This is a genomic window from Paraburkholderia edwinii, from assembly GCF_019428685.1.
Classification (GTDB): Bacteria; Pseudomonadota; Gammaproteobacteria; order Burkholderiales; family Burkholderiaceae; genus Paraburkholderia; species Paraburkholderia edwinii.
Genome location: NZ_CP080095.1, coordinates 1,635,650 through 1,648,927 on the forward strand (window position 1 = coordinate 1,635,650; position 13,278 = coordinate 1,648,927).

Annotated in this window: 13 protein-coding genes and 3 pseudogenes; 9 read left to right on the forward strand and 7 right to left on the reverse strand. The window is 58.2% G+C overall.

Going from position 1 to position 13,278, the window contains the following annotated elements:
- Positions 1-33 precede the first annotated feature (33 nt).
- Positions 34-412: pseudogene (locus KZJ38_RS36425) on the forward strand (MgtC/SapB family protein); the annotation flags it as partial.
- Positions 413-424: 12 nt separating this feature from the next.
- Positions 425-718, forward strand: coding sequence for a hypothetical protein (locus tag KZJ38_RS07235; protein WP_219799424.1), 294 nt, complete (start codon positions 425-427; stop codon positions 716-718).
- Between the two features lie 457 nt (positions 719-1,175).
- Here the strand turns inward: KZJ38_RS07235 and KZJ38_RS07240 are convergent, their stop codons facing one another.
- From KZJ38_RS07240 to KZJ38_RS07255, 4 genes are all read right to left on the reverse strand, one after another.
- Positions 1,176-1,628 carry a class I SAM-dependent methyltransferase gene (locus KZJ38_RS07240; RefSeq protein ID WP_219799425.1) on the reverse strand — a complete coding sequence of 151 codons (453 nt, stop codon included), beginning with the start codon at positions 1,626-1,628 and terminating at the stop codon, positions 1,176-1,178.
- A 112-nt stretch (positions 1,629-1,740) separates the two neighbouring features.
- The gene (locus tag KZJ38_RS07245) at positions 1,741-2,943 is read right to left on the reverse strand and encodes an O-succinylhomoserine sulfhydrylase (RefSeq protein ID WP_219799426.1); all 1,203 of its coding nucleotides are present in this window, start codon (positions 2,941-2,943) and stop codon (positions 1,741-1,743) included.
- Positions 2,944-3,572: 629 nt separating this feature from the next.
- A complete protein-coding gene (locus KZJ38_RS07250; protein ID WP_219799427.1) occupies positions 3,573-4,031 on the reverse strand; it encodes a cupin domain-containing protein in 459 nt (152 codons plus the stop codon).
- A 199-nt stretch (positions 4,032-4,230) separates the two neighbouring features.
- On the reverse strand, positions 4,231-5,013 hold the full coding sequence (locus KZJ38_RS07255) for an SDR family NAD(P)-dependent oxidoreductase (protein ID WP_219799428.1): 783 nt from the start codon (positions 5,011-5,013) through the stop codon (positions 4,231-4,233).
- Between the two features lie 138 nt (positions 5,014-5,151).
- Here KZJ38_RS07255 and KZJ38_RS07260 point away from each other — a divergent pair, with 138 nt between their 5' ends.
- Complete coding sequence (locus KZJ38_RS07260; RefSeq protein WP_219799429.1) at positions 5,152-6,078, forward strand: LysR family transcriptional regulator; 927 nt, start codon at positions 5,152-5,154, stop codon at positions 6,076-6,078.
- Positions 6,079-6,801: 723 nt separating this feature from the next.
- Here the strand turns inward: KZJ38_RS07260 and KZJ38_RS07265 are convergent.
- Positions 6,802-7,506 (reverse strand): hypothetical protein, encoded by a 705-nt coding sequence (locus tag KZJ38_RS07265; protein WP_219799430.1) that lies wholly within the window; start codon positions 7,504-7,506, stop codon positions 6,802-6,804.
- Positions 7,507-7,733: 227 nt separating this feature from the next.
- Between KZJ38_RS07265 and KZJ38_RS36430 the strand changes: the two genes are divergently transcribed.
- The 5 genes and pseudogenes from KZJ38_RS36430 to ligD (KZJ38_RS07275) all read left to right on the forward strand — a co-directional run bounded on the left by KZJ38_RS36430 (position 7,734) and on the right by ligD (KZJ38_RS07275) (position 10,978).
- The gene (locus KZJ38_RS36430; RefSeq protein ID WP_246641671.1) at positions 7,734-7,943 is read left to right on the forward strand and encodes a hypothetical protein; all 210 of its coding nucleotides are present in this window, start codon (positions 7,734-7,736) and stop codon (positions 7,941-7,943) included.
- A 3-nt stretch (positions 7,944-7,946) separates the two neighbouring features.
- Positions 7,947-8,377: pseudogene (locus KZJ38_RS36985) on the forward strand (DNA polymerase ligase N-terminal domain-containing protein); the annotation flags it as partial.
- Positions 8,378-8,656: 279 nt separating this feature from the next.
- Positions 8,657-9,460, forward strand: coding sequence for a non-homologous end-joining DNA ligase (ligD, locus tag KZJ38_RS36990; RefSeq protein ID WP_343223854.1), 804 nt, complete (start codon positions 8,657-8,659; stop codon positions 9,458-9,460).
- 8 nt (positions 9,461-9,468) lie between these two features.
- Positions 9,469-10,479, forward strand: a complete 1,011-nt coding sequence (ligD, locus tag KZJ38_RS36995) for a non-homologous end-joining DNA ligase (protein WP_343223855.1) — start codon at positions 9,469-9,471, stop codon at positions 10,477-10,479.
- Between the two features lie 4 nt (positions 10,480-10,483).
- Positions 10,484-10,978, forward strand: a pseudogene (gene ligD, locus KZJ38_RS07275) (non-homologous end-joining DNA ligase LigD).
- Positions 10,979-10,994: 16 nt separating this feature from the next.
- On the opposite strand, the gene KZJ38_RS07280 reads toward ligD (KZJ38_RS07275), so the two are convergent.
- Together KZJ38_RS07280 and KZJ38_RS07285 are read right to left on the reverse strand one after the other, a co-directional pair.
- Positions 10,995-11,438, reverse strand: a complete 444-nt coding sequence (locus tag KZJ38_RS07280) for a DUF6884 domain-containing protein (RefSeq protein ID WP_219799431.1) — start codon at positions 11,436-11,438, stop codon at positions 10,995-10,997.
- Positions 11,439-11,625: 187 nt separating this feature from the next.
- Positions 11,626-12,642, reverse strand: coding sequence for an AbiJ-NTD4 domain-containing protein (locus KZJ38_RS07285; protein WP_219799432.1), 1,017 nt, complete (start codon positions 12,640-12,642; stop codon positions 11,626-11,628).
- Between the two features lie 134 nt (positions 12,643-12,776).
- Here KZJ38_RS07285 and KZJ38_RS07290 point away from each other — a divergent pair, with 134 nt between their 5' ends.
- Positions 12,777-13,232, forward strand: coding sequence for a hypothetical protein (locus KZJ38_RS07290; RefSeq protein WP_219799433.1), 456 nt, complete (start codon positions 12,777-12,779; stop codon positions 13,230-13,232).
- Positions 13,233-13,278 lie beyond the last annotated feature (46 nt).

A 13,278-nucleotide genomic window follows, 5' to 3' on the forward strand; every position in this document is an offset into this window, starting at 1 on the left:
ACGGCGGAATCGGCGCCATCTCCCAGCTGCCGGGCTGCCAGCCTGTGGTCGGTAGCCGGGATCGGACTGGCTGTCGGCGGGGGATGTACACGGCGTCCGTTGGAGCCACCGTCATTATCCTGGTGATTCTCGTCGGGATAAAGCCAATTGAACGCCGGTTCATCGCGGTCAGACAACAGCGCAACGTACAGCTGCTCGTTGAGCGGGATGCGTATCGCTGGAGACATTGCACCTTGTGCTGGGAAGCGGCAGTGTGCGCGTGAAGCAGTTTGTGGTGCAGCAATCGGACGATGATCCGGAGCTTGACGATGTACAGATCGTATTGTCCCCCATCAGCAATACCGAATTCGCCACTGTCTGCCAGAAGCTCGAACGCATGTCAGGGGTTCGGGAATGCCGCTACCGCAAGTGATGGGGACGACAGATGCGCCGCGAATACGATTACCGTCAGTTCATCATAGAAGTGGATGTCGAAGCACAGTCCCGGCTACCAGCGGACGAGCGGATGGCCTCGCTGCCCGGCTTTGTGGCAATCGTGCAGGTGCTGTCGAAAGGCAGCTGCGTACCGCTCATGGCACCGATGAAGCTGGGCGATGTGACCGGAAGTGCCTTCCCGACGCAGGCCGACGCACTCATGAGTGGATGCGCCGCAGGACAGCGGCTTGTTGACGATCTGCTAGCAGGCGATGGTGCGATATCTGGACAGGAGAAGCGATGAAGAAAACGGGTGGTTTCCGTCGTACACGAAGCCGCTAAGGGTTGGCTGATACGGGAGCCATTGGTTGATTGGCGCATGGTCAAAACTGCGCTTTTGGGACGAAGAAAAGTGGCTGCTCGGTGGCAAGCCGTGCGATCGGCAGGATTATGCCTGGCGCGGCCTCACCGAACCTGCGACCTGGACGTCCGGCCCAGCGGATAGAAGGTTTTCAAGACAAGGATTCGCACGACTGCATACGCGAAGCAGCGTCCCTTGCATTACCGCGTCCGGTCGACGTGAGACTTCCTGATCGAGCCGTGTTTCCGGACCCTATGGCAATGCGCCCGTGTCGGCCGCGTGAGTAACCTCCTGCGCTGACATGCCCTCTGTATGCGAGGCGCAGAATGTCCGAACGCATTCGTCAGACCCCGAATCGCAAGTGTCAACGACCCCAAGCCAGACGTCGATGAGCGCCGGATCAGCGGGCAGCGCAACCCCGCCAGTCCCCGTGGAACAGCACGAGTTTTTGACCCGGCCGCAGCGTGCGCCGCGCCTCTGCCAGCACAAGTGCTGGATCGACATCATTGCTCAGCAGCGTGTGAACCACGACGACGTCGAACGTCCCTGATGGATGCCCCAGCCGATGCAGCTGCGCGGCGGAAAAATTGATAAGTCCGTCAACCCCCTCTTTATACGCCAGTTGACGCGCCATTCTGATCAGTTCGACGCTGTTGTCGATCGCGGTGATCGATCCTTTGAATCCCGGCCGCATGGCGAGTGCCCGCGCAAAGCCGCCGGTGCCGCACGCGAGGTCCAGGACAGTCTCTGTTCCACTGAGTGCCAGGGCATCGATGTACTGACTGACGAACCTCCTGTACTTTTCACGCCCTTCGCGAGCGACTGCTCTGTTCAGAATCGCAGCAAATTCCATTGTCCCACGTCGTATAGTCCACGCCGTCACCATCGGGCGCTTTGCAGTGTTTGGTCAATCATGCTTGTCCGGGCGCAGGATTGAAAATCGCTCGGCCCCTGATATTGCTTAGTTACGCGCTCAAGCCCCTGTTCAGGTCTTCGCAGATATCCCGTGCGTCCTCGAGCCCCACGGCGATGCGAAGTAGCGCTTCAGTAACGCCTGCCTGTGCGCGCGCTTCGGGCGTCATTCGCCCGTGTGTTGTGGTTGCGGGATGGGTAATGGTCGTGCGGGTGTCTCCCACGTTTGCGGTAATCGAGCACAGCTTCGTGGCATCAATAACTCGCCAGGCGTTTTCACGCTGCTGATCGGGTGTATTGCCAAAGACTTCGAATGCCAGTACAGAACCGCCAGAATGTTGCTGACGGCGTGCAAGCTCGTATTGCGGGTGCGACTCAAGTCCCGGATAGAAGACGCGTTTAACCGCGGCATTTCCCTCAAGCCATCGCGCAACCTGCAATGCGTTCTGTGAATGACGTTCCGCTCGCAAGGCCAGCGTTTCCAGTCCTTTCAGGAAGATCCAGGCGTTAAACGCAGACAGCGAGGGGCCCGCCGTACGTACAAACGGGAAGACCTTCTCCATGATGAATTCCCGTTTGCCAACAAGTGCGCCGCCGAGGACACGTCCCTGCCCGTCGACCAGCTTCGTGGCGGAATGCATCACGACGTCGGCGCCTAGCTTCAGCGGTTGCTGGACGGCCGGGCTGCAAAAAGTGTTGTCGACGACGTACAGGGCGCCCGCCGCTTTGGCAATTGCCGCAATGGTTTCGATATCGCAAAGCTCTGTCAGCGGATTCGATGGAGTTTCGACAAAAAACATCTTTGTCTCCGGACGCACGGCCTGTCTCCAGGCGTCAGGATTGACCGGGTCGACAAACGTTGTAGCAATCCCGAAACGCGAAAAAATCTGCGTGAACATGCCAACCGTCGACCCGAATATCGCGCGCGAGCTGATGATGTGGTCGCCCGCCTGCATGCTCGCCATGACGACGGAAAGTATGGCACTCATGCCGGAAGCAGTCGCGATGCATGCTTCCCCGCCCTCGAGTGCGGCAAGTCGATCCTGGAACATCGAGACCGTCGGGTTGGTGAAGCGGGAGTAGGTATAGTGGCGCTCAGCATTGCTGAAACGTTCGGCCATTTCTGCCGCACTTGCGAAGCAGAAACTTGACGTGAGGAATAGCGCCTCCGAATGTTCATTGAACTGCGACCGGCCTGTTCCTGCGCGCACAGCGGTCGTATCAAAACCGTATTCCAGCTTGAGAGTATTGTCCATGTGTTCAGGTATTGAGAACATCAGTTGATCTGCAAGACGAAGGATTTTTACGCAAAATTGACACGCCGAACGCGCTTGAACCGCCGGCGTCGCAAACCGCGGTCCCCGTCAGATGCGGTCGGGTCCACCTGAGCAGACCACGGCTCAATGGCGAACCTTGAACCATATTTGACATTCAAGTCAAACATCATTTGATCAGTTCGAGATCGAATCATTTGGAGAGCATCGGAAAGTGGGTATTTGAAAGCGAAGTCAGTACCGTTCCCGTTTGACACCGCCTGGCCCCGCTCCCGCAAACGCAGCTGCCCGCTTTGTCGGCCCCTAGTCAGCACAAGGGAGGCTGGCTGCTGGCTCGCGACATCAATGTCGGATGTGCGATGAGATGGTCGCAGCGCCGCGCAGGCGTCGCTACCTGGCAAGCGAGCACCTAGCTGTCGGCGACACAGGCTCTGTATGCGGCGCCGGACATAAAAGCTTTTGGCGAGAGTCGGACGCTGGCTGAGGAGGCGCCGCGGAACCGCAATAAATTACGCGGCCAGGTGCACGCCGCGTGTTTTCCTGAGCGCAGCCGACCCGGTCGACGTGCTTTCAGCATTAAGGAAGGCCCGCAGGGTGGGCGCCGGTGTGGCTTATTTCCTGGCATCGTCCGGGTTATACGTGACATACATCTTCGTATAACCCTTTGTGTCGAATGTGCCGGTCCAGCCGCGTGGCATCGTGACCGCTTCGCCTGCATTGACATGCATGATCGATCCATCCGACGAGGTCAGCGTGACGCCGCCTGAAACAAGATACATGAACTCATTATATGGATAGCCGCCTGGCATGTTGACGACCGCATGGAGCGGCCCTGATTTGTACATCCCTGTCTGAAATGCATTGTCTTTTGACGTGAGCGTGACCACATCGGTAGTCGCGTTGCCATCCTTTTGGTCATGCACCGCCTCTCTGCGCTGAAAGATCGTTCCGGCGATCTCAGGACGTGTTTCCTTGATTGGCTTGATCACTTCTGCGCAAGCAACGCTGGACAATGCGCTGAAAGCGACCACGATGGATATTGCGTAACGGTATAAACGTTTATTCTTCATGTTTCTCCGATCCTTCCGTTGAGGGAGACTGGTTAGCTACGCTCGCCGTTGTCCTGTGCAGACACGGAAGCCGTTAAAGTGGCGCATGCCCGCGGGGGTGCAAGTCGGGTTCGGCCGCGCCATTGGAAGGCTAAAACCGCAAGCATCTGAAGTCTGAGGACATATCTAACGTCGGCGGGACGTGCGCGGCCAGGCTGGATCAGAGACGGTATCCGCCGCTCGCGTCGATAACCTGGCCCGTGGTCCACTGTGATTCGGCGCTCACCAAAAAACCGACTACTCGCGCGATGTCCTCCGGCGTGCCGACGCGGCGAAGCGGACTTGCCGCAATCATCGTCGCGTGCCCCTTGTCGGTTCGCAGCCACCCTGCATTCATGTCTGTATCCACCGGGCCCGGCGCAACCGCATTCACGATGATGCCCCGCGGCCCCAGCTCGACCGCCCATTGGCGCGTGAGCGCATCAATGGCCGCCTTCGACGCGGCGTAGGCGGAAAGCGCGTTGAATTTGCCGTCAAGCTCCAGGGCGCGACTTGACAGTACGCTCGACAGGTTGACAATGCGTCCGCCGGTCGACATGCGCTTGATGGCGCATTGCGTTGAGAAGAACACCGCTTTTACATTCAGGGCAAATTGCCTTTCGAACAGCGCAGGCGAAGTCTCTTCGAGCGTGCCGCCCTCCGCGATGCCGGCGTTGTTGACGAGCACATCGAGGCTTACCGGCTGACGACGCTGGCTTAAGGTACGATCGAATTCCCCGAAGAGCTTTTCTATGCCATCTTGCACAAAAAGGTCTGCTTGTAGCGTGAAGCCATCGGAGCCGCGCTCGCGCACGCCAGCGAGAGTCTGCTCGGCCGCTGTGGCGTCCGCCCGGTAGTGGACGGCGACTACATAGCCGAGCCGGGCGAGTTCGTATGATGTGGCCCGACCGATGCCACGCGAGCCCCCCGTTACGAGTGCGACCTTCGATACTTGCGCGTTCATTGTATGCTCCTGAAAACCCAGCACCGCCTGTCAAATCGTGCGACGCTGGCGACGCTCTAGAATGATCAACATCGTAGTTGCGGCTGAACTGTTGATAAACGACAGTGCGTACATCATGCTTGTGCAGATTTTTCATCAATGAAACACGACCATCTTCGTATCCTTCTGGAGGTCGCCCGCCACGGTACGTTCTCCACGGTAGCCAGGCAACGCAACGTCGACCCTTCATCAATCTCGCGAGTTGTGCAAAGTGCTGAACGCGAACTGGGCGTCAGACTATTCCAACGATCCACACGCCAGGTTGTCCTGACGGAAGCGGGCGACGCATATCTGTCGCACGTATCGCGATTACTTGAAGAGCTGGACGCTGCGAGCAATTCTGTCCGGGAGTTCGCACAGCGCCCCAAGGGGACACTGCGGGTGACCGCGTCAGTTGCGTTCGGTCAGGCGTGCGTGGTGCCACTGCTGCCTGAGTTTCTCGCGCGATATCCGGAAATACGGATCGAACTGATACTGGCCGACGGCAATCTGGACATGCTCACGGAACGCATTGACCTCGCCGTGAGGCTAAGTCCCCACATGGGAAACGATGTCGTGCGGGTCAAGTGGTTTGACGCGAGTTACCGGATTTGCGCCAGTCCCGATTATTTGCGCCGGCACGGAGCGATCCAATGCCCTGAAGACCTGCGCTCGCATAAGTGCGTACTGTTCGGGCTGCCGAACCATCAGTCCGAATGGTGGATAACCGGGCAGTCGAGCCGAGCTCAGCATATTGAAGTGGTCGGCGCCGCAATAGTGTCGAACGGTCTTGCACAGCGCGCGTTGACGCTCGCCGGAGTCGGTCCTGCGTTGATGCCAATCTGGCTGATTAACGACGATCTTGCCGCTGGCCGTCTGGTGGACGTATTACCCGATTGCGCAGCGGTGCCCGCGGATTTCGACGGAGGGGCGTGGTTGCTTTATCCAGGCCGCACATTTCTGCCGGCAAAAACTCGAACCATCGTCGACTTCCTCCTGAGCAAAGCGAAGCAGCAGGGGAGTCCGCAGGAAGGCAAAGGCGCGTGAATACCTTAAGCTGCGTTGCCATATGGACGCAGGTTTTTTAGCTATGCAACGAGTGCTCGGAGTTCATCCGGCTGGCACCCCAGTCATCGCGGCGCTCGAGCTTACGCATCCGCTTTGATTCACCGATGTGAGGTTGCGGCGCCCCTCCGTGCACAAACTGTGGCAGCACTTTTTTGTGGCACGGACACTGATAGTGTCGCCAGCGCTATTTCTTGTCGGCACGCACCCGAACTCCTCGCGCGCTGTAGTACTGCCTCAAGCACGGCGTCGTAGGCTTCCGTCTTTAATCTTTGGCGCGACTTGGCCGCAACCATGCTACGGGCGATGATTGCCCTTCGGCGTCGTATCCTTGGTGTTGGACGCAGTAGGCGCTGAGCCCCGGGTAGTCGACGACGCGGTCGGAACGACGCTTTTCTTTAGCTGTGCGTTCGCCTGTTGGATTTTCTCTCGGATTATGTCGGGACGCAGATTCTTTATGCCTTCCATGCTATCGCCGACCGGTACCATACTTGGCGTTTTATTAGACTTCTTGCTGTGGTCTGTCATGTCATTTTCCCTTCGAAGCCTGGTTGTTCAGTGGCGTCCCCGCTGACGTCAAAGCCGATGTTTTCGACGCGGCTGGCCCTAGCCGTGATACCGCTGCGATTCCGTTTTCACTTGGGCTCAGCACCGCGGAGCCCAGTGAGGATTTGAAGATCTACATCCGGTTTATTTTTAGCGATTTCACTTTTCCTTCGATGTCGGCCCGCTGCCCGGGGCCGCGGGTGCGGCGCCGGATGCCTGCGGCGTCGACGCAGCAGGTCTGCCAGCAACCGGCGTAGAAGCACCGGTACTCGATGGAGGACGAAGCTTACCGGCGTCGACGAAAGATTTCTGCAGCACGTCCGGGCGCAGATTCTTGATGCCCTGTACGCTATCTTGGCGAACAATGGGAGCGCCGGGCTTTTTCGCGTCTGTCATAGTCTTGACCTTCGTAGTGTAAGAGTCCATCGCGGCAAGCCCGCCCACAACCGCAGCGCACAGGATTCCCACGCCGAAAACAAACATGGAGATGGTTTCTATAATTCTGAGTTGTCGAGTGCTGAGCTCATCGTCTCCTGCAACTACCGCAATGATATGCGCTTTGTTTAGCCGGAAAACGCATAGCAACAGGACCAGCGTAACGGTAAAAGACGCGATTCCCATGAGGTACGCGGCCAACTCAAGTCGTGAGTTTAGACCGACAGTTGTCAGCAGGGTCACCAACAGACCAAGGCCACCCGCGGCAAGGGTGAAGATCCCCTTGTCGTACTCAAGCGCCGTTGTGTAAAACGCATCGAGCGCGGACGCATAAAACGCTACCTCTCGTTCGTTCTGAAGATCTTCGGCTTTCCGTTGACGCTGTTCTGCTCGATCCTGCCGCCGCGTGTTTGGTGTCGCTGTCCGCAAACTGGCCTCGCGTTCTGAAGCGTTTTCCGATGGTTACCCGGCTGTTGCCGCGCGCGCTGCAAGCTCGGCCAGATGCTGGATCACCTTCGCGTGTGACCGACCTACGAAGATCACGTCTTGCGGGGACACACGCTGACCGGAAAAATCGGCAAAGAGCCGTATCGCCCACCCCTAGTATGCATTTTGCGCTTGGAATTGTAATCTACGCGAGGCAATAGGAGGACGGAATGGCAGAACTGCATGCTCCCGGGGAGATCGTGAAGACCTCCGGAATTTACCGGGTGGTCCGCGAAGGCGGTAACGGAAACAACTTTGAAGTTACATGCGTAGAGGGCGAGCACTTCCCTCCGACGCGAAGTGGCAAGGGAGCCCAGTACGAGCTCTTGCACGCTGCAACCCATTCACACAAGCACAGCGAGCTTGGTTCGGGTGACTGAGCCATGGCAGCCGAACGGCGTCGACGACGGACGCAGCCGGCGTCGTGCAGAGCTGTCGAAACGTCGGCAGGCCGACTAGCGCTGTATCAGCGCAAGCGAAACTGCGGGGCGACGCCAGAGCCACCGATCGATGCTGATTCACGCTCGCGCAGGGCGGGCAGGTTGTCGTTTGTTATCCAGAAGCATCGGGCGAGGCGACTTCACTATGATTTCCGGCTAGAGCTGGACGGCGTGCTTGTGTCCTGGGCCGTACCGAAGGGCCCTGCTACGACCCAACGGTGAAGCGATCGGCCGTCCATGTCGAAGACCATCCAGTCGATTACGCCGCGTTCGAGGGCGCGATACCTGCCGGCAATTACGGTGCGGGCGACGTACTTGTGTGGGACAAAGGGACGTGGGAGCCGGTTGACGATGCGCGAAAGGGGCTCGAAAAAGGGAAACTTGTCTTCCGGCTGCACGGGCAGAAGCTTGCCGGGCTTTGGGAGCTGATCCGCATCACGCGTCCCGACTCGCGTCAGGACGACTGGCTTCTGTTCAAGAAGCGCGACGAGTGGGCGAAACCGCTGGCCGAGTTTGACGTTGTCAGAGCGTTTCCAGACAGCGTGGTCGAGAAACCGTTAGGTCTACTGGAAGACGGTACCCTCGAAACTGCCGCAAACGGCGACCTCGTTCCGGACCTGTCCAAGGCGCAGCGCGCGCCCTTGCCTTCGCATATGGAGCCGCAGCTGGCGACGCTCGCGACCACGTTGCCAATCGGCAGCAAATGGCTGATCGAAAACAAGTACGACGGGTACAGACTGCTAACCCGGATCGACCGTGGAAGAGTCACGCTTTTCACGCGCGGCGGGCAGGACTGGACGACGAAGTTCGCCGAGATAGCGGCCGAATCTTCCTCGCTATCCGTCGATACCGCATGGCTCGATGGTGAGATCGTTGTTCTCGTCAACGACAAGCCGGACTTCGGCGCCTTGCAGGAGGCAATCAGCCAGAGACGCAGCGCCCGGATTGTCTACTTTGTTTTTGATCTGCTCTACCTGGATGGCCTCGACCTGCGGAAAATCCCTCTGTGGACCAGGCGCATGCGCCTGCGAGACGTCATCGGGGACGGCGACGATCACGTGCGATTCAGCGAGGACTTCGACGCGCCCGCTGTACAACTCCTGAAGGCCGCATGTGAAATCGGGCTTGAGGGCATTCTCATAAAAGACCGCAACGCCCCATACGAGTCCGGACGTACGCAGTCGTGGCTAAAAGGCAAGTGCCGCTTGCGGCAGGAATTCGTTGTCTGCGGTTTCACGACGCCACCAGCGTCGCACGAGTTGAGCGGGCTGATCCTCGGCTATTACTCGGGCACCGCGCTTCGTCATGCCGGACATGTCGGCACCGGATGGGACGTCAAGATGGCCGATGACCTGCATAAGCGTCTGGCGAAGATTGAAGTCCCGGCAAGCCCTTTCGATGGCCCTATGGTGAAGGAGCGTCGCTGGGGGGAGGACCGCGAGAGGAGCACTGGGTAAAGCCGCAACTGGTTGCAGAGGTTGCATTCGCTGAATGGACGGCCGGGGGAATCATCCGCCACTCGTCATTCCAGGGACTGCGGTCCGACAAACCTGCGAAATACGTCACGCGTGAAGCAGGTGTCACAGCGATCCCGGAACGGCCTGCATCGGCGATCAGTCATGCGGACAGGGTTGTGGACGCCTCCACGGGGCTCACGAAGCTCGATCTCGTGCGCTATTACGAAAGCATCGCCGATCGGCTGCTGCCGCATCTGAAGGACCGTCCGGTCTCGCTGGTGCGCGCCCCGGAGGGCGTGGATGGCCAGCTCTTTTTCCAGAAGCACGCCGAGAAAGCCGCGATGCCCGGGCTAACCAGACACGATCGCAAGCTGTGGCCCGGCCACGATTCACTGCTCACGATCGATACGGCGGATGCGCTCTTTACAGCGGCGCAGATGAATGCCGTCGAGCTACACACATGGAACTCGACGGTACAGGCGCTGATGGAGCCGGACAGAGTGATCTTCGACCTCGACCCCGGTGAGGGGCTTCCATGGCAACGAATGAAGGAAGCCGCTGTGCTGGTGCAGACGCTGCTGACCGAGCTTGGGCTGAAGGCATGGCTGAAAACCAGCGGCGGGAAAGGCCTTCACGTGGTTGTACCATTGATACTCGAGATCGGTTACTCCGACGTCAAGTCGTTTTCGCGGGCGTTCGTGTATCACATGGCGTCAACCTTGCCAGAGCGGTTTTCATCGAAGTCCGGACCGTCAAATCGCGTGGGTAAGGTCTTTGTTGACTATTTGCGCAATGGCATGGCCCAGACGACGGCGAGCGTCTTCTCGGCACGAGCGCGGCATGGCCTCGGCGTTTCGATGCCGATCTCGTGGGACCAGCTCGCTGACCTGAAAAGCGCCGCCCAATGGTCTATTGCCACGGCGCGGGAGTACCTGAGCTTTGTGTCCGAAGATCCGTGGAAAGACTTCACCACGACAAGGCAGTCACTACGCACGGCCTCCGAACGTCTACGGAACTGATCAAATGGGCCGTCATTCGCCGCTGCACTGTTGGCCATTGTGCGTATTTCTAGACGAACTCGGATTGCAGTCGTTTCCGAAGACAAGCGGCGGCGGCAAGGGCTTTCACGTCGTTGTGCCGCTCGATCGCCGGCACTCATGGGACGAAGCGAAGGGCTTTGCACAGGCCGTGGCGTAACATATGGCGCGCATCGTTCCCGAGCGGTTCTCGGCCGTCCTCGGGCCAAAGAACCGCGTGCGCAAGATCTTCATCGACTATCTGCGAAACGGTCGTGGTGCAAGCACGGTCGCACCGTTCTCGGTCCGCGCACGTCCGGGCATGGCGGTGTTCATGCCAGTGTCATGGGTCGAACTCGCCGATGTCAAACGCGGCGACCAATGGTCGATGGCGGCAGCGATCTACCACCAACGATCGTCTCATGGTGACGCATGGGAGGGTTATTGGCGCACCCGGCAGCGAATCACCGCCGCGATGCGCCGGGCCGTGGGGATGCGTTAGCGCGCCTCCGAGCCCTTCAGTTCGCCGTGCCTGCGGGCGTGAGTCGTGGTCCGAGCCACTGCAACTGTTTGCCGATCGCAAGGCCCTGCATTGGCACGCTCGTCTCGAATCTGGACATCAAATACGGCATCAAGAATTCGCGGTAGCGCGCGCCGGCCAGCATCAGGCACCGCGACGCCGCCGGCAACATCGTTTCCATCTGGGCCTGCGTGCTCTTGGCCCACTTGCGCCGCGAGTGCACATCCATCGTATTCAGCGTCTGCTCGTATGGATCGACGATCATGTCGGGTGCGAGCAGGCCGTGTTGAGCCGACAGGATGAACCACGGCTTGCCGGCCCGCTCGACATAGGAGCGGGCGCGCTGAAACCACTCGGACAGGTACAGGTCTTTGGCCGGAACAGCGTGCGACCGCTTCCCGGCAACACAAGACACCAGATAAAACTCTGCCGCTGTGTTCAATGAGTGGTCTCCGATCAAGCGTTGTTGCCGTATGTGTCGCGCGTGTTGAGTGCTTCGCATGCCTGCGCAACCTCCTCAGCACACGCGAAGGACTTCTGATGTTCGTACCTGGTCAAGCCGCAACGGTCGTACCAAGCGCAACCAGAAGGCGTGGATATCCCGCGAACGCGGCATCGAACTCGTTCGCCTACAGTCGCTTAATCAAGCTCTTGACCCACGACATGCAGAATTCGATGGTTTGATCTATCTGCTGCGAAGTGAGATTTGGCATGTCCTTGGGGCCGGGGCCATGCCCCAAGTCGTTTCGAACGTCGCTGTAAAACCGCTGCATTGATTGCCGTTCCCAGCTCTCGATGAATGCGCCGTTAGCCTTGCTCTCAAGATGATTCAGGAAGTCGGACACACTTTTTTCATTGCCGCTAGACCAGTTCTTGAGTTCGCAAATAATCTTGATTGTGCTTTCAAGTGCTTTGGCGGCATAGAACGATGGATCGCGGCCGCCGGTGTCTCGACGATCGATCGCCTCGGCCATGTCAATGCTGACGTTCTTCCATGGAGCGTCTTTTACCAGCAGCCAGAATGGTTGCTCGACTTGTTCTTGAAGCTGCTCGTCCTGTGTAATCTGCAAGTACCCGTTATGGTAGTGCAGTGGCATACCGGCTTGCTTCAGGCGCTCGTTCAACTCCTGCACGTTCGATGCGAACGTGCTATTCAGGCCTTCGTTAATGGCTCGTATGCTGTCGGCATAGTTGCCGGGGAGAGTCATCGGTCTCTGGGATATTCTGTTTCGCATTTCGGCCGCGGCCAACTGCGCTGGCAACTCAGCGTTCGCCTTAGCTACTTGCTCCTCTCGCGTGCGGAAGGCCAACTCGACGAAGCTAAGGCGACGCTTGACGAACATGTCGGGGTCAAGGGTGTCAGTGAATTTGAAGTTCAACCAGTTCTCGACCACGATGTTCATGTCGTACCAACCCGAGTTCATTTGAGGCTTTCCCATCCACTCGGTCTGGTAGGAGTAGAATTTCGGTGAAAGCTCCTTGATCCCGATCTCCATTGTCAGGCGGTCATGGATACCAGTCCAGATCGTCTTAACGCTCTCATTGACCTTATCGTCGTGCCCGTAGTATTTCCAAATCTGCTCGTTGACGATTCTATATGCCTGAACAAAAAGTGCAGATTCCTTCTGTCCGACGCTTTCGAACATTTGGCGATTCTCGTATCTGCGAAAGAAGACATCAGTAAGCATGGTCAAATTCTCTCATTCCACCAGTTGTTGGTGACTTTCGGCCAAGCGGGGTTGCCTTCAGTCTATCCGAAGCGGTTATTCGCAAGTCGCGGATGACCGATTTAGTTCATGCGTTCAGCATGAGCCGACCTTTTGACCATGCACTAAAATCACCCGCGATAAATGCAAACGAGGGAAGCCGCGAGGAGGTGATCAGCCGCTTCGTGGCCTTGAAATGTGAAGCGCTGATGTTCGCGAAGCCGTCCGAATACATCGACAAGCTCGCGAAAGTGCTTGCCAAACCGCTCGACGTGGGCCTAGTGTCGGCCTTCATTGAGATCAAGGCGTCACGCGACATCATCATTCACAACAACGGGCGGATCAACAAACTGTTTGTCGAAAAGGCCGGCGACAAGGCGAGGGGCAAGATCGGGGATGAACTGAAGGTTGAAGCACGCAATCGTTCAAGGCATTCGTACCGTCGAAGATCGCTGGCACCGCTCCTTCACAGATTTTGTGACCGAATGGAATCGGCTGCTATCAGTCTTGCAGCCTTACGCTCATGCTAACAATGTCTTCGAGAACGGTAGTAGCCATCTCTCGTCCGGGCATTAC